Origin of the sequence: Klebsiella sp. 28 (assembly GCF_018223905.1) — a bacterium.
GTDB lineage: Bacteria > Pseudomonadota > Gammaproteobacteria > Enterobacterales > Enterobacteriaceae > Klebsiella > Klebsiella pneumoniae.
Genome location: NZ_JAGRQY010000064.1, coordinates 63,498 through 80,595, shown reverse-complemented (window position 1 = coordinate 80,595; position 17,098 = coordinate 63,498). Strand labels below are relative to the sequence as shown.

General features: G+C 60.2%; 18 protein-coding genes. 6 read left to right on the top strand and 12 right to left on the bottom strand.

Annotation, left to right across the window (positions count from 1 at the left end; translation table 11 throughout):
• From KHQ28_RS12035 to copA, 3 genes are all read right to left on the bottom strand, one after another.
• The coding region (locus tag KHQ28_RS12035) for a YbaK/EbsC family protein (protein ID WP_285288869.1) at nucleotides 1–287 on the bottom strand (287 nt) is incomplete at its 3' end.
• A gap of 202 nt (nucleotides 288–489) precedes the next feature.
• Nucleotides 490–1,284, bottom strand: a complete 795-nt coding sequence (locus KHQ28_RS12030) for a TraB/GumN family protein (protein WP_004151327.1) — start codon at nucleotides 1,282–1,284, stop codon at nucleotides 490–492.
• 131 nt (nucleotides 1,285–1,415) lie between these two features.
• The gene (gene copA, locus KHQ28_RS12025) at nucleotides 1,416–3,917 is read right to left on the bottom strand and encodes a copper-exporting P-type ATPase CopA (RefSeq protein WP_032419509.1); all 2,502 of its coding nucleotides are present in this window, start codon (nucleotides 3,915–3,917) and stop codon (nucleotides 1,416–1,418) included.
• A gap of 106 nt (nucleotides 3,918–4,023) precedes the next feature.
• Here copA and cueR point away from each other — a divergent pair, with 106 nt between their 5' ends.
• Nucleotides 4,024–4,434 carry a Cu(I)-responsive transcriptional regulator gene (gene cueR / locus KHQ28_RS12020; protein WP_002892208.1) on the top strand — a complete coding sequence of 137 codons (411 nt, stop codon included), beginning with the start codon at nucleotides 4,024–4,026 and terminating at the stop codon, nucleotides 4,432–4,434.
• Here cueR and KHQ28_RS12015 read toward each other — a convergent pair.
• Nucleotides 4,431–4,889: an NfeD family protein gene (locus KHQ28_RS12015; protein WP_004142979.1), complete on the bottom strand. Its 459-nt coding sequence runs from the start codon at nucleotides 4,887–4,889 to the stop codon at nucleotides 4,431–4,433. The genes cueR and KHQ28_RS12015 overlap by 4 nt on opposite strands.
• Nucleotides 4,886–5,803 (bottom strand): SPFH domain-containing protein, encoded by a 918-nt coding sequence (locus KHQ28_RS12010; RefSeq protein ID WP_002892258.1) that lies wholly within the window; start codon nucleotides 5,801–5,803, stop codon nucleotides 4,886–4,888. The genes KHQ28_RS12015 and KHQ28_RS12010 overlap by 4 nt, the downstream gene beginning before the upstream one ends.
• Nucleotides 5,804–5,943: 140 nt before the next feature.
• On the opposite strand from KHQ28_RS12010, the gene fetA reads away from it, so the two are divergent.
• Entirely contained in the window at nucleotides 5,944–6,621 is a 678-nt protein-coding gene (gene fetA / locus KHQ28_RS12005) for an iron ABC transporter ATP-binding protein FetA (protein WP_004177224.1), read from the top strand.
• Nucleotides 6,608–7,390 carry an iron export ABC transporter permease subunit FetB gene (gene fetB / locus KHQ28_RS12000; protein WP_004177223.1) on the top strand — a complete coding sequence of 261 codons (783 nt, stop codon included), beginning with the start codon at nucleotides 6,608–6,610 and terminating at the stop codon, nucleotides 7,388–7,390. Before fetA ends, fetB begins: the two co-directional genes overlap by 14 nt.
• 107 nt (nucleotides 7,391–7,497) lie before the next feature.
• Here the strand turns inward: fetB and KHQ28_RS11995 are convergent, their stop codons facing one another.
• Genes KHQ28_RS11995 through tesA form a run of 3 tightly spaced genes read right to left on the bottom strand, consistent with a single transcriptional unit; the run spans nucleotide 7,498 to nucleotide 9,833 of the window.
• A complete protein-coding gene (locus KHQ28_RS11995; protein WP_002892263.1) occupies nucleotides 7,498–8,352 on the bottom strand; it encodes a co-chaperone YbbN in 855 nt (284 codons plus the stop codon).
• 58 nt (nucleotides 8,353–8,410) lie between these two features.
• Nucleotides 8,411–9,220 (bottom strand): SDR family oxidoreductase, encoded by an 810-nt coding sequence (locus KHQ28_RS11990; RefSeq protein ID WP_072198337.1) that lies wholly within the window; start codon nucleotides 9,218–9,220, stop codon nucleotides 8,411–8,413.
• Nucleotides 9,210–9,833, bottom strand: a complete 624-nt coding sequence (tesA, locus tag KHQ28_RS11985) for a multifunctional acyl-CoA thioesterase I/protease I/lysophospholipase L1 (RefSeq protein ID WP_004196998.1) — start codon at nucleotides 9,831–9,833, stop codon at nucleotides 9,210–9,212. Before tesA ends, KHQ28_RS11990 begins: the two co-directional genes overlap by 11 nt.
• Between tesA and ybbA the strand changes: the two genes are divergently transcribed.
• Both ybbA and ybbP read left to right on the top strand, forming a co-directional pair.
• Nucleotides 9,804–10,490 (top strand): putative ABC transporter ATP-binding protein YbbA, encoded by a 687-nt coding sequence (ybbA, locus tag KHQ28_RS11980; RefSeq protein WP_004146399.1) that lies wholly within the window; start codon nucleotides 9,804–9,806, stop codon nucleotides 10,488–10,490. The two genes, tesA and ybbA, sit on opposite strands and share 30 nt — an antisense overlap.
• Nucleotides 10,487–12,901: a putative ABC transporter permease subunit YbbP gene (gene ybbP / locus KHQ28_RS11975; protein WP_004147400.1), complete on the top strand. Its 2,415-nt coding sequence runs from the start codon at nucleotides 10,487–10,489 to the stop codon at nucleotides 12,899–12,901. The genes ybbA and ybbP overlap by 4 nt, the downstream gene beginning before the upstream one ends.
• On the opposite strand, the gene KHQ28_RS11970 is transcribed toward ybbP, so the two are convergent.
• Nucleotides 12,878–12,991: a hypothetical protein gene (locus tag KHQ28_RS11970; protein ID WP_004219504.1), complete on the bottom strand. Its 114-nt coding sequence runs from the start codon at nucleotides 12,989–12,991 to the stop codon at nucleotides 12,878–12,880. The genes ybbP and KHQ28_RS11970 overlap by 24 nt on opposite strands.
• A 91-nt stretch (nucleotides 12,992–13,082) precedes the next feature.
• Between KHQ28_RS11970 and KHQ28_RS11965 the strand changes: the two genes are divergently transcribed.
• On the top strand, nucleotides 13,083–14,228 hold the full coding sequence (locus tag KHQ28_RS11965) for a porin (RefSeq protein WP_032419334.1): 1,146 nt from the start codon (nucleotides 13,083–13,085) through the stop codon (nucleotides 14,226–14,228).
• A gap of 107 nt (nucleotides 14,229–14,335) precedes the next feature.
• Here the strand turns inward: KHQ28_RS11965 and mnmH are convergent, their stop codons facing one another.
• The 3 genes from mnmH to purE form a co-directional block, all read right to left on the bottom strand.
• Entirely contained in the window at nucleotides 14,336–15,412 is a 1,077-nt protein-coding gene (mnmH, locus tag KHQ28_RS11960) for a tRNA 2-selenouridine(34) synthase MnmH (protein ID WP_020802575.1), read from the bottom strand.
• Between the two features lie 111 nt (nucleotides 15,413–15,523).
• A complete protein-coding gene (gene purK / locus KHQ28_RS11955) occupies nucleotides 15,524–16,591 on the bottom strand; it encodes a 5-(carboxyamino)imidazole ribonucleotide synthase (protein ID WP_009307963.1) in 1,068 nt (355 codons plus the stop codon).
• Complete coding sequence (purE, locus tag KHQ28_RS11950; protein ID WP_004151322.1) at nucleotides 16,588–17,097, bottom strand: 5-(carboxyamino)imidazole ribonucleotide mutase; 510 nt, start codon at nucleotides 17,095–17,097, stop codon at nucleotides 16,588–16,590. The genes purK and purE overlap by 4 nt, the downstream gene beginning before the upstream one ends.
• Nucleotide 17,098: the final 1 nt, after the last annotated feature.

The following is a 17,098-nucleotide window of genomic DNA, read 5'->3' as shown; positions in this document are numbered from 1 at the left end:
GTGATACGCTGCGCCACCATCGGGTCGGCCATGTCGACTTTCTTAGCGCCCAGCGCTTTCGCCACTTTCTTCAAATCCAGCTGCCCGGCGACCGGAGTGACGGCCACCGCCAGATGCTTCATATCGCCGTTCACGGCGACCAGCAAGGTCTTGTAAACCTGGTCGGCATTGAGGCCGAGCTTGCGCACCACTTCATCTCCGAAGTTGGTCTCATTGGGATCGTGATCGTAACTGTGGATCTGAAAGGAAATTTTGTTTTTTTCGAGTAATTTAACGGCGGGAGTCATAGCTATCCTTCTTACCAACCGGTTTTGCGTGACGTCAGAATACGCCCGCAGGTTGTCTAAAAAATAGTACCATCTTGCGCAATAGTGTTGGCAGTGATGGTCACTTTGAGCGACAATCAGACGATCCGGGATGCAAATCCCGGGATAATAATAATGATGAAATTCCTCTTTGACGGGCCAATAGCAATATTGGCCATTTTTTTTATGTCAGCATATCCGGCAGATTCCCTTCGCCATACAGGTGCAGCGCGCCGACGGCAACCACGTAGCGCCCCGGCGGCAAGGCCAGCAGCGTCTCGCGCCAGGCGAGGTTGCGCTGGTGCATCAGCACATCATATAAAGACTGGCTAAAGGTCGTCGGCAGCGATACCGCGCCGCGCGACGGCGGTTGCTCCAGCCACCAGCCGATCATGACCTGCAGTAAACGGGCGTTGGTGCGCCAGTGGGTCAGTGTATCCTCCAGCAGCGCCATCCCCCCGTCGGGCAGATCGCGCAGCAGCGCGATTTGGCTGTCGGCGCCTTCCAGCTCCATCACCGCTATGTTGCTCTCGCGGGCGGCCATCAGCAACTGATAATCGATGCCGTAATCCGGTCGCAGCCCCAGCTTCTGCGCCTGGGTGGCCTGCAGGACCATCGCCACCTGCCACAGCGGCTGGCTGTCGAACAGCCCGACCGACAGGCCCAGCTCGCCGGCTCGCGCCTCTAGCTCGCTCAGCTGCGCATCGCTCAGGCGTTCCGCCAGCGGTGGGTAAGTGGGGAGATTGCTAAACGGGGTTTCATTGCCGCTGATATCGGCCTCGACGATTAACGCATCGGCCTGGCGTATTTTTTTCAGAAGCTTCGCCGGCGGCGGCGCCATGTCGCGGGTGCCCATATGGATACTGCCGACGAGGTGCAAATAGCGTTCGCCGGGCAGGACGATATCCATCGCAGGCCAGGAATAAGACGAGCCGACGGCGGCTCGCCACAGCATTTTTATCCGGTTTAACAGGCCCATACGCGCTCCGAAGTGTGAGGACTTCATGCTAGCGCATATGGTGATACACGTCACCCTTCCGGCGGGCTTTTCTTGTCCCGGCAAAAAAACGGGCGCCGAACAACGTCGGCGCCCGTTTCATCTGACGGCGTTTACTCTTTTGGTTTAAAGCGCAGCAGGCGGTTGGCGTTACTCACCACGGTGATCGACGACAGCGCCATCGCCGCGCCGGCGACCACCGGGTTGAGCAGGGTGCCGGTCAGTGGCCAAAGGATCCCGGCGGCAATCGGGATACCCAGCGAGTTGTAGACAAATGCGCCCAGCAGGTTCTGCTTCATATTGCGTAACGTTGCTTTCGAAATCGCCAGCGCATCGGCCACGCCGTGAAGACTATGGCGCATCAGGGTGATCGCCGCGGTTTCAATAGCGACATCGCTGCCGCCGCCCATGGCGATCCCGACATCCGCCTGGGCCAGCGCCGGGGCGTCGTTAATCCCATCGCCAACCATCGCCACTTTGTGCCCCTGGCTCTGCAGACGCTTAATGGCATCGGCTTTACCGTCCGGTAGCACGCCGGCGATCACTTCATCAATGCCGGCTTCTTTGGCGATAGCCTTCGCGGTGGTGGGGTTATCCCCGGTAAGCATCACCAGCCGGTAGCCCTGCCGATGCAAACGCGCCAGGGCGTCGACGCTGTCTTCGCGCAGCGGGTCGCGGATGGCGAACAGCGCGGCGGCCTGACCATCCACCGCCAGCAGCACCGGCGTGGCGCCGCGTGAGGCCTGGGCTGTCATCTCGCTTTCCACCTCGGCGGTATTGATATGCTGCTCGTTGAGCAGCGCCTGGTTACCGAGCAGCAGACGATGACCTTCCGCCTCGCCGCTGACGCCAAGGCCACGCAGGGTGCGGAAGCCGCTGACTTCCGGCAATGGGCCGTCGGCAGCTTTATCAAGGATCGCTCGCGCCAGCGGATGGCTTGAGCCCTGCTCCAGCGCGGCGGCAAGACGCAGCGCGGTATGCTCATCAACGCCAGCGAAAGTTTTCACCGCCACCACCTGCGGCTTGCCTTCGGTCAGGGTGCCGGTTTTATCGAACACCAGGGTGTCGAGTTCACTGGCGCGCTGCAGCGCATCGGCATCGCGGACCAGCACGCCATACTCCGCCGCCCGGCCAACGCCGGAGATAATCGACATCGGCGTCGCCAGGCCTAAGGCGCACGGACAGGCGATAATCAGTACCGTGGTGGCAATGACCAGGGTATAGACGATCTGCGGCGCCGGGCCGAAGAAGTACCAGATCGCAGCGCTGATCAGCGCAATGACGACCACCGCCGGAACAAATACGGCGGAGATTTTATCCGCCAGCTGGCCGATTTCCGGTTTGCTGCTCTGCGCCTGGCGCACCATGCGGATAATTCTTGCCAGCGTGGTCTGGCTGCCGACGGCGCTGGCGGTAAACAGCACGCTGCCATCCTGCACCACAGTCCCGGCGTGAATGGCGTCGCCATCGCCTTTTTGCTGCGGCACCGGTTCGCCGGTGAGCATCGCTTCATCAAACCAGGCTTCACCCTGGCTTATCATACCGTCGACCGGGACGCGGTCGCCGGTAGTCAGGCGCAGCGTCATGCCGGCCTGAACTTCCGCGAGCGGCAGATCTTTCTCGCCCTCGGGCGTGACGACCCGCGCCGAAGGCGGCGTCAGGTCGAGCAGTTTTTCCAGCGCTTTCGAGGAGCGCTGACGCGCGCGGGCCTCCAGCATATGGCCCAGGTTAATCAGGCCGATAATCATCGCGCTGGCTTCGTAATAGAGATGGCGGGCTTCCATCGGGAACCACTGCGGCCACAGGTTGACGCTCATCGAGTACAGCCAGGCGACGCCGGTGCCGAGCGCCACCAGCGTATCCATGGTAGCGGTGCCGTTTTTCAGGCTTTTCCACGCGCTGCGGTAGAAGTGGCCGCCGGCGAAGACCATGACGGCGAGGGTGACAAGGCCGATAACCAGCCACAGCGAACGGTTGTCGTCGCTGACCATCATGTTATCGCCGATCATGCCCCAGACCATCACCGGCACGCCGACCAGCAGGGCGACAATCGCCTGCCAGCGAAAACGCTTCATCGTCGCGAGGGCGGTTTCCTGCTGGCGTTCGCGGCGTTGCAGATCGTCTTCGATCGCCTCCGCGCCATAGCCGGCTTTCTCCACCGCCTGCACTAATTCTGCAGCGGACGCACTGCCCATCACCAGCGCCGTGCGTTCCGCCAGGTTAACCCGCGCCAGTGAGACGCCCGGCACCGCGGCAAGCGCGTTTTGTACCCGGGAGACGCAGCTGGCGCAGCTCATGCCGTTGATCAGCAGCTGTTGACTGTCATCTTCGTCATGGGCTGCCGGAAGCTCAGGAGTGGCCGCTGTCAGTGCTTCCGACGGGATTGATGATTCTGCCAGCGGTTTAGCCTTTGGGTGGCTGAGCTCCGCGCCGTATCCGGCTTGTTTAACGGTATCAATCAGCGCTTGCGCGCTGGCGCTGCCCGTCACATGGGCTTCAGTGAGGGTGACTTCCGCTTGCTCAACGTCAGGACGCTGCTCCAGACTCTCTTTCACGCGTTTGACGCAGTGGCCGCAGGAGAGGCCATCCAGCGTCAGGTCGATAGTGTTAGACATAAATAACTCCTGAATAATTTTCCGGTCAACGATTGACCAGACCCACTCTTTCATCGAGTATTAAGAAGGTTAAACCTTCCAGCAAGGGGAAGGTCAAGGAGAAAAAATGAATATCAGCGATGTGGCGAAAAAAACCGGCTTAACCAGCAAAGCGATTCGTTTTTATGAAGAGAAGGGGCTGGTGACGCCGCCGTTGCGGAGCGAAAACGGCTACCGCACCTATAGTCAGCAGCATCTCGATGAGCTGACGCTGCTGCGCCAGGCGCGGCAGGTGGGGTTTAACCTGGAAGAGTGCCGCGAGCTGGTGGCCCTGTTCAACGACCCGTCGCGGCACAGCGCCGATGTGAAAAAACGCACGCTGGAGAAAGTGGCGGATATCGAGAACCATATCCGCGAGCTGCAAAATATGCGCGCGCACCTGCTGGCGCTGGCCGAATCCTGCCCCGGCGACGACAGCGCGGAGTGCCCGATTATCGATAATCTTTCCGGCTGCTGCCATCGCAAGGCGCAGGCTTAACGGACGGCGGGTCTGATTCGTAGCGTAATCCCTTCTACGGCAATCACTTCAACCTTGCTGCCCGCCGCGAAGTCTTCATCGGCAATCACCGGCCAGGAGCTATCGCCCACGCGGACGTGGCCGCGGCCGTTCACCAGCGGGGCATCCAGCGTCAGGCGGCGGCCCACCAGTTGCTGCCCGCGCTGGTTGAGCTGGGCATCGGCCGGGCGCTGCGTTTTGACGCGCTTACGCAGCCATTTCGACCACAGCCACGCCGCCAGCAGGGTGAGAACGGCAAACAGCGTGCCTTGCCATTCCCAGCTCAGCGGCAGGAGCCAGGTCAGGGCGCCGGTCACCACGCCGGCGACGCCGCTCCACAGCAGGTATCCGCTGCCGCCCAGCATCTCGGCCGCCAGCAGCAGCCCGCCGAGGCTTAGCCAGAACAGATGGGGGTGTGCGAGGATCATGCCGATCATGATTTTTTCCGATCGCCAGCGCCTTCTTTGATCAGCTCGCTGATCCCGGCGATCGATCCCATCAGGCTGCTGGCATCCAGCGGCATCAATACCACTTTGCTGTTGTTAGCGGCGCCAATCTGCTGCAGCGCATCGGTGTATTTCTGCGCCACGAAGTAGTTGATCGCCTGAATATCGCCCGAGGCGATCGCCGAGGAGACCATTTGGGTGGCGCGGGCTTCCGCTTCGGCGGACCGTTCGCGAGCCTCCGCCTGCAGGAACGCGGACTGCCGTTCGCCCTCGGCCTTGAGGATCTGCGACTGCTTTTCCCCTTCCGCTTTCAGAATTTCCGCCTGTCGCACCCCTTCGGCCTCAAGGATGTAAGCGCGTTTGGTACGTTCGGCTTTCATCTGGGCGTTCATCGAGGCGATAAGCTCCGCCGGCGGGCGAACGTCGCGAATTTCGACGCGGGTGATTTTCACCCCCCACGGGTTGGTGGCGTCGTCAACGATATGCAGCAGGCGGGTGTTAATGCTGTCGCGCTGGGAGAGCATTTCGTCCAGCTCCATTGAGCCGAGCACGGTACGGATGTTGGTCATCGTCAGGTTGACGATCGCCTGCTCAAGATTGCTGACCTCGTAGGCGGCCTTTGGCGCGTCGATCACCTGAATAAAACAGACCGCGTCGATGGTGACGTTGGCGTTATCCCGGGAGATAACCTCCTGCGAGGGGATATCGAGCACCTGCTCCATCATGTTCACTTTGCGGCCGATACGGTCCATAAACGGCACGACTAAGCTTAATCCCGGCTGCAGCGTCTGGGTAAAACGCCCGAAGCGCTCCACCGTCCACTGGTAGCCCTGCGGGACAATTTTCACCGCCGCGGCCACAATAACCAGCGCGACGAAAATAAGGATAGGAATAAAAATTAGCATCAAAAACCTCCTGTCTTGTTGCCTGGCGGGGCGCTACAAGGAAATAGTGCATGTTTAAACTGAGTATATCTTTCTCCTCATCCTGGAGAAAGGAAAGTGCGGTAAACTAGCGGTGTTTCAGAAAATAATCAGGAAGACTCATGAAGGAAAATAACGCGCTTTTGCGTCTCGACGGTGTGGGGTTTAAGACCGACGACGCCGTTATTTTACACAATATCAATTTTCAGCTTCGCGCCGGAGAATTCAAGTTGATTACCGGCCCTTCCGGCTGCGGGAAAAGTACCTTGCTGAAGATTATCGCCTCGCTGCTCAGCCCAACCTCCGGGCGCCTGTTCTTCGACGATGCGGATGTCGCGACGCTGTCGCCGGAAAGGTATCGCCAACAGGTCTCTTACTGCGCGCAGACGCCGGCCCTGTTCGGTGATTCGGTTTACGATAATCTGATTTTTCCGTGGCAGATCCGCAATAAACAACCGGATCCGCAGGCGCTGCTGGCCGACCTGCAGCGCTTTGGCCTTGACGAAAATATGCTGGAAAAATCCATTAATGAACTCTCCGGCGGGGAAAAGCAGCGCGTATCGCTGATCCGCAATCTACAATTTCTGCCGCGCGTGCTGCTGCTGGACGAAATTACCAGCGCGCTGGATGAAAGTAATAAACAGAATGTGAATGAAATTATTCATGGCTACGCAACGGAAAAACAGGTCGCTGTTCTGTGGGTCACCCACGATCGCAATGAAATTTCGCATGCCGATGAAGTGATTACGCTGCAACCTGCCGGCGGAAATATGCAGGAGGTACAGCATGAACGGGCATAACATTACGAACGAATCGCTGGCGCTGTCGATGGTGCTGGTGCTGATCGCTATTCTGGTCAGCTATCGGGAAAAGCTGGCGCTGGAAAAAGATATTATCTGGAGTATTTGCCGGGCGATCGTGCAGCTGATAATCGTCGGCTATGTGCTGAAATATATCTTTAACGTCAATCATGCGGTTCTGACGCTGTTGATGGTGCTGTTTATCTGCTTTAACGCGGCGTGGAATGCGAAGAAGCGCAGTAAATATATCGACAAAGCTTTTATCTCGTCGTTTATCGCCATCACTACTGGCGCTGGACTAACGCTGGCGGTACTGGTGTTTTCTGGCTCGATCGCCTTCGTGCCGATGCAGGTGATCCCGATTGCCGGGATGGTGGCCGGGAACGCCATGGTGGCGGTAGGGCTGTGCTACAACAATATGGGCCAGCGCTTCAGCAGCGAGCAGCAGCAGATTCAGGAGAAACTGAGCCTCGGCGCGACGCCGAAGATGGCCTCAGCGCGGCTGATTCGCGAGAGCATTCGCGCGTCATTGATTCCCACCGTCGATTCGGCGAAAACGGTCGGTCTGGTGAGCTTGCCTGGGATGATGTCGGGGCTGATTTTTGCCGGTATTGACCCGGTGAAGGCGATTAAGTACCAGATCATGGTGACCTTTATGCTGCTGTCGACCGCCAGCCTGTCGACGATTATCGCCGGCTATCTGACCTACCGGAAGTTCTTCAACGCCCGCCATCAGCTGGTGGTGACGCAGCTGAAAAAGCGCCCGTGAACGATCCCGGGTTGCGGCGTTCACGCCTTACCCGGGCTACTTAGGCTACGTTCCGCATAGTTCGCGTAGCCCGGATAAGCGCAGCGCTATCCGGGGAAGGCAACGGATTAGTACAGCAGCGAATAGAGCTGACGACGATATTTGGCGGCCAGCGCATCGCCGGTACCGAGGGCGGCGAGGATCTCCTGCAGCATCTTGCGCGCCTGGCCATCGCCGGCGCCTAAATCTTTCTGCAGATGGCTGAACAGCAGGGCCAGCGCTTCTTCATTACGCCCGACCTGATGCAGCTGCAGCGCCAGCTGGGAGGCCAACTGCGCATCCTCCGGATTCTGTTCCACCTGCTGCTGCAGCTGCTGGATTTCCGGGGTGTCGGCGGCCTGTTTGAGCAGCTCAATCTGCGCCACCAGACCCTGATAGTGGGTATCCTGATCCTGCAGAGGAATGGTTTTCAGCACGCTTTCCGCTTCATCGGAACGGTGCAGAGCAATCAGCGTTTCCGCCAGCAGCAGGCCAATCTGGCTTTCCTGATTCGACAGCTGCCAGGCTTCCTTCAGCAGCGGCAGGGCATCGGCGTATTTTTCTTCCTGCATCAGGGCCAGCGCCTGCTGAGCTTTCAGCTCCTCTTCACGGGGCAGGACTTTATCCAGCAGGGCGCGGATCGCTTCTTCCGGCTGCGGGCCTTCAAAACCATCCACCGGCTGGCCGTTCTGGAACAGATAAACCGTAGGGATGGCGCGCAGACCAAACTGTGAAGCGAGCATCTGCTCGGCGTCGCAATCGACCTTCGCCAGCGTGAACTGGCCGTTGTATTGGGCTGCCAGGCGCTCGAGCACCGGGGTCAGCTGTTCGCAGTGCTGGCTGCGGGCAGACCAGAAATAAAACAGCACCGGAACGTTCATGGACTGCTGTAGCGTCTGCTGCAGGTTCGCTTCGCTAATGTTGACAATATTCTGTTCGGACATGGGCATTTCTCGTTAGTCGATTTCTGTTTTACATGGGGGCGGCATTCCGCGCTTCAACTCAGCCGTGGATAATTTTGTCCATCGCGCGGGCAGGCAGCAGGCGCTTAAGCAGCGCCACCGCGTGGGTGACCAGGGTGACCGGATAGCGCAGCTTTGGTTTATCGCTGGTAAAAGCATGGCGCACTTTTTCCACCACCGCCTCCGGCCCGAGGGTAAAGCGGGCGGCGATGCCCGGATTTTCTACGGGCTTATCGCTTTGCGTCTGGTTGACGTTATCGGTAAAGCGGGTGCGGATCGGGCCCGGTTCAATCAGGCTGACCTGAATACCGCTGTGGCGCAGCTCCATGCGCAGCGCGTCGGACCACGCCTCGAGGGCATATTTACTGGCGGCATAGGCTCCGCGGCCGGGACTGGCGATAAGCCCCATCACCGAGGAGGTCATCACGATGCGCCCTTCGCCGTGCGGCGTCATCGCCGGCAGCAGCAGCATGGTGAGCTGATGCGCGCCGAAAAAGTTAGCGGAAAATTGCTGTTCCATCTGCTGGCGGCTGATGGTGTTCAGCGGGCCATAGACGCCATACCCGGCGTTATTGAACAGGCCGTAGAGACGATTATCGGTCAGCGCAATCACCTCCGCTGCCGCGCGCTCCACGCTCTGCGGGTCATCCAGATCGAGCAAAATACCGGTTAGCCCCAGATTCTGCATCCGCGCGACATCCTCTGCTTTGCGGCAGGCCGCCAGCACGCGAAAGCCCTGGCGGGTTAAATCCAGCGCGCTTTCCAGACCAATTCCGCTGGAACAGCCTGTCACTAAAACCGTTTTTTGCATAACTTTACCTGTCAGCGACCCCTGGCGTTCAGGAGTCATGATTAACTAAGGGAGCCAGCCGCTTCGCCATCCAGTCGGCGATAAACGGCTGCGCGTCGCGATTTGGATGAATGCCGTCGTCCTGCATCCATTGCGGCTTGAGATAGACCTCCTCCATAAAAAAGGGCAGGAGAGGAATAGCGAATTCTTTGGCCAGGGCCGGGTAAATCGCGCCGAAGGCTTCATTATAGCGGCGGCCATAGTTCGCCGGCAGGTGAATTTGCATCAGCAGCGGCTCGGCGTTGGCCGCTTTGATATCTTTAATAATGGTGCGCAGCGTCTGCTCGGTCTGCTGCGGCGGAAAACCGCGCAGTCCGTCATTGCCGCCGAGCTCAACCAGCACCCAGCGCGGCTGGTGCTGCTTAAGCAGCGCTGGCAGGCGAGCCAACCCCTGCTGCGAGGTATCGCCGCTGATGCTGGCGTTCACCACCGGCGTTTTCGCCTGCCACTGCTCATTGAGCAGCGCCGGCCAGGCGGCGTTGGCCGCCATCCGATAGCCAGCGCTCAGGCTGTCGCCGAGGATCAGCAGCGTGTCCGCCGCCATCGCGCGGCAGGTAAACAGGAACAACAACAGGAAAGGCACATGCCAGCGGAAAACATACTTGAAGTTCATCATCTTAAGAAGTCCGTCGGTCAGGGGGAGCATCAGCTCTCCATCCTTACCGGAGTTGAGCTGGTTGTCAAACCGCGGCAGACCATCGCCCTGATCGGCGAGTCGGGTTCCGGTAAATCGACCCTGCTGGCGATCCTCGCCGGCCTCGACGATGGCAGCAGCGGGGAAGTATCGATGCTGGGCAAACCGCTGCACCGGATGGATGAAGAGGCGCGGGCGGCGCTGCGGGCGCAGCACGTTGGTTTTGTTTTTCAGTCGTTTATGCTGATCCCGACGCTCAACGCCCTGGAGAACGTCGAGCTGCCGGCGCTGTTGCGCGGCGCCAGCGATAGCCAGAGCCGGGGCGATGCCCGCGCGCTGCTTGAGCAGCTGGGACTTGGCAAACGCCTGCACCACCTGCCGGCGCAGCTCTCCGGCGGCGAACAGCAGCGGGTGGCGCTGGCCCGGGCCTTTAACGGGCGCCCGGCCATTCTGTTCGCCGATGAGCCCACCGGCAACCTCGATCGCCAGACCGGGGACAAAATTGCCGATCTGCTGTTCTCGCTTAATCGCGAACACGGCACCACCCTGATCCTCGTCACTCACGATCCGCTGCTGGCGGCGCGCTGCGATCGCCGTCTGCGCCTGGTGGATGGCCAGCTGCGGGAGGAAGCATGATCGCCCGCTGGTTCTGGCGCGAATGGCGCTCGCCGTCGCTGCTGATCGTCTGGCTGGCGTTAAGCCTCGCCGTGGCCTGCGTGCTGGCCCTGGGGTCGATAAGCGATCGGATGGAGAAAGGCCTTAGCCAGCAAAGCCGTGAGTTTATGGCCGGCGACCGTACGCTGCGCAGTTCGCGCGAGGTACCCGCCGAGTGGATCGCACAGGCGCGGAAGTCAGGGCTGACCGTCGGCGAGCAGCTGAGCTTTGCCACCATGACGTTCGCCGGGGATACGCCGCAGCTGGCGGACGTTAAGGCGGTGGACGACCGCTATCCGCTGTATGGCACCCTCGAGACGCAGCCGCCGGGGCTGAAGCCGCAGGCGGGGAGCGTGCTGCTGGCGCCAAGGCTGATGGCGCTCCTGAACCTGAAAACCGGCGATACGATTGACGTTGGCGATGCCACGCTGCGCATTGCCGGGGAGGTGATTCAGGAGCCGGATGCAGGGTTTAACCCCTTCCAGATGGCGCCGCGACTGATGATGAATATGGCCGACGTGGCAAAAACCGGGGCCGTGCAGCCCGGCAGTCGCGTCGCATGGCGCTATAAGTTCGCCGGCGACGCTGAACAGCTGGCCAATTATGAGCAGTGGCTGCTGCCGAAGCTCGGCCCGGAGCATCGCTGGATTGGCCTTGACCAGGACGACAGCGCGCTGGGCAAATCCCTCGAACGCTCGCAGCAATTCCTGTTGTTATCCGCGCTGTTGACGCTGCTGCTGGCCGTCGCCGCAGTGGCGGTAGCGATGAGCCACTACTGCCGCAGCCGCTATGATCTGGTCGCCATACTCAAGACGCTGGGCGCCGGAAGGTCGCAGCTGCGCAAGCTTATCGTCGGCCAATGGCTGCTGCTGTTGACGCTGTCGGTGATAACCGGCGGGGTGGCGGGCCTGGCGCTGGAGCGTCTGCTGCTGCTGGTGCTCAAACCGGTGCTGCCCGCCGCGTTACCCGCTGCCAGCGGTTGGCCGTGGCTGTGGGCTATCGGGGCGACAGGCGTCATTTCCCTGCTGGTGGGCCTGCGACCCTATCGACTGCTGCTGGCGACCCTGCCGCTGCGAGTGCTGCGTCAGGATGTGGTGGCTAACGTCTGGCCGTTGAAAATCTGGATCCCGGCGGTTAGCGTCGTGGTGGTGGGCCTGTTGGCCTGGCTGCTGGGCGGCAGCCCGCTGCTGTGGTCGGTGCTGGCCGGGGCGGTGGTGCTGGCGCTGCTGTGCGGCCTGGTGGGCTGGGGATTGCTGTGGCTGCTCAAACGCCTGACGCTCAAAGCCTTGCCGCTGCGTCTGGCGGTGAACCGCCTGCTGCGCCAGCCGTGGTCGACCCTCAGCCAGCTGGCGGCGTTTTCCCTGTCGTTTATGCTGCTGGCGCTCCTGTTGGTGCTGCGCGGCGATCTGCTTGACCGCTGGCAGCAGCAGTTGCCCCCGCAGAGCCCGAACTACTTTCTGATCAATATCGCCCCTGAGCAGATAGTGCCGGTGAAGACCTTCCTCGCCGAACACCAGACGCGGGCGGCGGAATTCTATCCGATCGTCCGGGCCCGTCTGACGCAGATCAACGGTCAGTCCACGGACGGAAACAAAGACGAAGCGCTGAATCGCGAGCTTAATCTCACCTGGAGCGAACAGCGTCCGGATCATAATCCGCTGGTGGCCGGCAGCTGGCCGCCGAAGCCGGGCGAGGTATCGATTGAGGAGGGGCTGGCGCAGCGGCTGGGGATAAAGATCGGCGATACAGTGACCTTTACCGGCGATACCCAGGAGTTCAGCGCGAAGGTCAGCAGCGTGCGCAAAGTAGACTGGGAGAGCCTGCGGCCAAACTTCTTCTTTATTTTCCCCGCCGGGGCGCTGGACGGGCAGCCGCAGAGCTGGCTCACCAGCTTCCGCTGGGATAACGGTCCCGCGATGTTGACCCAGCTGAACCGCGAGTTTCCCACCGTCAGTCTGCTGGATATCGGCGCCATCTTGCGTCAGGTCGGCCAGGTGCTCTCCCAGGTCAGCCGGGCGCTGGAGGTGATGGTGGGCCTGGTGACAGCCTGCGGCGTGCTGCTGTTGCTGGCGCAGGTGCAGGTCGGTATGCGTCAACGCCATCAGGAGCTGGTGGTCTGGCGCACGCTGGGGGCAGGAAAATCGCTGCTGCGCGCTACGCTGTGGGCGGAGTTTGCCCTGCTGGGGCTGGTTTCCGGCCTGGTGGCGGCGATAGGCGCGGAAGTGGCGCTGGCGATGCTGCAGACGAAAGTCTTTGATTTTCCCTGGGCGCCAGACTGGCGCCTGTGGGTGTTGCTGCCGCTGACGGGAGCGGTGTTGTTATCCCTGTGCGGCGGCGGGCTGGGGCTGCGTCTGTTAAAAGGAAAAGCGCTATTCCGCCAGTTTAGCCAGTAAGAATATTGCATTTTGATGATGCGCCGCCGTTTTTGGCGGCGCTTTTATTTTAAACGCACAAATTGATAAATCATTGATTTTTAAGAGCACAAAACATTAAAAACCCAGCAACACGCTATGCTGATTCGCGGTTAATATTCAACTGGAAAATATAAGGTGACTTATTAATCAAGGAAAAACTATGGCACACACAATAAAAGCGCTGGCGATCTCGATCGGCGCAGCATTAGCGTTAACGTCATTGCCTTCCCACGCGGAGATTACGCTGCTGAAACAAGATCCGCAGGCGGGCGATCCGTTAAGCCGGCTTAACTTTACCGTCGGCGGCAGTATCCGGCCGCAGTTCAACATGATGACCGGCGATGGCGACAAAGGCTCCTATAAGCGTAACGGTTTTGACGGCGGCACCCGCTTCCGCTTCGCGGCGGATTACTACCTGTTCGATGATATTAGCTGGATCAGCTACTATGAGCTGGGCGTGAACATTCCGGCGCTGTTTGACTGGGATAACCACTACGCGGAAGGCGCGAACAATACCACCCGCCGCATGCTGTATACCGGCCTGAAAAGCGATACCTGGGGTATGTTAACCTACGGGCAGCAGAACAGCATTTACTATGATGTGGTGGGGGTGAAAACCGATATCTGGGACTACGATATGATCGGTCAGGCCCCGGGGAACGGTATTAATGGCGATTACGATGGCTCCTATCGTTCACGTAATATGCTGAAATATAAGAAAACTGTAGGTGATGTCGATCTTTACGGCTCTTATCTGTTCGAAGACAGCGAATACCTGCCGGGTAACGGCCTGCGTTACAAGCGTAAAGGCGGTGGTTCTGTTGGCGCGGACTACCACATCATGAAGGATCTGACCTGGGGTACCGCGTGGAACTACACCCGCGCCGAAATGCGCGACCCGTCAAGCGCCGACAGCAAAACCTATGACCAGAATATCGTCGGTACCGCGCTGAGCTGGACCCCGGATAACTGGACCTTCTCCTTCGGCGGCGGCTGGTATCAGAACTTCCTCACCACCAAGAAAACCGATGTGCATAATTACTTTGCCGGTGACGCCTGGGGGATTGAATATTTTGCGGGCTATAAATTCCCGATCAATCAATACGCTGTAAAATATATTCAGCCGTACTTTATGGGCGACCGTCTGGAATATGTGAACGGCCGCAACTATCAGCGTATCGATAACGGTCTGGGGATTAGCTTCCAGCTGGATTACGGTTTCCGCGTTGACTACGAACACGTGTTTACCTCCAGCACCGACAACCTTGGCGATATGAACCTGGTCCGTCTGCGCTACGACTTCTAAGCGGTCACAACTCCCCGGTCGCGCGCGCTTACCGTGGCTACAAATCGCGCCGACCGGTAGCCCGGCTAAGGCGTTTACGCCGCAAGCCGGGACAATAGAGCATGCGATTACTTCGCCAGCCAGGCTGCGACCTCCTGCCAGCTGCCGCGAAAGAGAATTTTCCCGGCTTTTTTCCCCAACTGATAGCGATACATCGGGTCGTAGTACTCTTCCAGCAGCGGTACCAGCCAGGCAAAGTGCGCCTCGGTGCTGGCGGTGCGCTGCTGCTGCACCAGCGCCTCATCGAGCCGTTCAGTGAGCTGAGCAAAACGCTGCAGCCCCAGGCGACGGCGGATGGCAAACAGGCCGTGATGCAGATACTCGCCGTATGCCTGCCAGCCTTTCTCTTCGCCATACGCGGCGATAAAGTCGCGATACATGCGATCGAAATACTCTTCGCGCAGCCGTTCGAGGCGAACGTCAAACGGATCTTCCACCACCGCCAGCGGCGACTGCGCCATGCGGAGGCGCAGGCTCTCCGGTAGATGATTGGCGCCGATCATATGGCCTTCATCTTCCAGCACCCAGCGGGTCTGCTGTTCGGCTTTTTTAAGCAGGCTGACCGCCAGGTGGTTTTCAAAGGTGGCCTGCGGATGCTGATCCTGCAGGGTTCGACCGAATGAAGAACCGCGGTGATGAGCAAGCCCTTCCAGGTCGATACCGTCCGGGCGCGAGCAGACCAGTTGAGTTTTGCCGTTGCCGGTACAGCCGCCAATCAGCACGATCGGCCGCTGCACCAGGTCGTCGGTGGCCTGGATCGCCGCCTGGCGTAGCGCCTTATAGCCGCCGACGATCAGGGGGTAATCCACGCCAGCTTCTTTCAGCCACTGCTGGACGATATGCGAGCGCTGGCCGCCGCGGGCGCAGCACAGGTAACCGTGCGGGTAACGGGCGCACGCTTCCAGCCACGCCTGAGTACGGCTGGCGCGCAGGTCACCCTGGACCAGTTTATGGCCGAGCGCCAGCGCCGCTTCCGGCCCCTGGCGCTTGTAGCAGGTGCCGACCGCGGCGCGTTCTTCATCATTCATCAGCGGCAGGTTGATCGCCGCCGGCATCGCGCTTTGGCTAAACTCCACCGGGGCGCGTACGTCAATCAGTGGCGTATCGCTGGCGAGAATGGCGCGATAATCCGTCCCATTGGTCATGGGGTATCCTCTGAAGTCAAAACAGAAATGAGCTTTACAGCAAGGGGGGGATTGTACGCGCCTCAAGGTGTGCCGGGGAAGGGGATAGATCAAATCCCCGGCACGAAGGGCTTAGCTGAGCTGCGATTGCGCCCAGACCAGGCCGCTGGTGTACTCCGGCGGCAGCAGCGGCTTGATCGCTTCCAGCGTCGCGCTCAGGCGATCGGTATCGCTGTCGGTGAGGTTCAGGTGGCCGACTTTACGACCCGGGCGCACCTCTTTGTCATACCAGTGCAGGTGCACCAGCGGCAGCTTCAGCCAGTCGTAGTTAAGATCGGTGCCGATCAGGTTGATCATCACCGACGGGCTGTTGACCACCGGTGGCGGCAGCGGCAGGCCGGTAATCGCCCGCAGATGCAGCTCGAACTGGCTGATAGACGCCCCGTTCTGCGTCCAGTGGCCGCTGTTGTGCACCCGCGGCGCCAGCTCGTTAATCAGCAGCCCCTCGGCGGTAACGAAGCACTCCATCGCCATCACGCCGACATAGTTCAGCTCGTTCATGATCGCCGTCAGCATGCTTTCCGCCTGTTCCTGCTGGCGAGCGTTGGCCTGCGGGAAGGCGACGCTGGCGCGCAGAATACCGTCCTGATGCAGGTTACGGGTCAGCGGGTAGAAGACGGTGCTACCGTCATGAGCGCGGGCGCCCACCAGCGATACCTCGCCGGAGAAGTTAATCCCCTGCTCGACGATGCACTCGCCGTAGTTATCGGCCGGTAGCTGATCGATCTCGTTTTCCCGCAGACGCCACTGGCCGCGGCCGTCGTAACCGCCAACGCGACGCTTAACGATCGCCAGTTCGCCAAGGCGGGCAAACACCGCCGGCCACTCGCTTTTATCCGCCAGCAGCTGCCACGGGGCGGTGGCGAGGCCAAGCTTGTCAAACAGCTGCTTTTGCGTCAGGCGGTCGGCGATAATCGGGAAGACATCGCGGTTGACGAACGCCGGGTGGCGGGCCAGCTCGCGGGTGAGGGCGGTTTCCGGCCAGCGTTCAATTTCTGCCGTGATGACGCTCTGCTGGAACGGCACCGCTTCCGGGTCGGCTTCCAGCCCCACCGGCCAGACGGCGATGCCCAGCGGCTCGCCGGCCTGGCGCAGCATACGGCCTAACTGGCCGTTACCGAGCACGCATACCTGTTTCATGCCGCACCCCGCGGATCCGGATTATCCAGCACTTCATCGGTTTGCGCCTGACGCCAGGCGCTCAGGCGCTGGTGCAGTTCTGCATCATGCTGGGCAAGGATCTGCGCGGCGAGCAGGCCGGCGTTCGCAGCGCCAGCTTTGCCGATGGCCAGGGTACCGACCGGAATGCCGCGCGGCATCTGCACAATGGAGTAGAGGCTGTCGACACCGCTTAAGGCTGCGCTCTGAACCGGTACGCCGAGCACCGGCACCAGGGTTTTCGCCGCAATCATGCCCGGCAGATGCGCCGCGCCGCCTGCTCCTGCAATAATCACCTGATAACCGTGGCTTTCGGCGCTTTCAGCAAAGCTGAACAGCTTATCGGGCGTGCGGTGGGCGGAGACCACTTCGACATGGTACGGAACGTTCAGGGCATCAAGGATTTCTGCGGTAAATTGCATGGTAGCCCAGTCGCTTTTGGACCCCATCACGATGGCGATACGCGCCGAATTATTGCGGGAAGACATG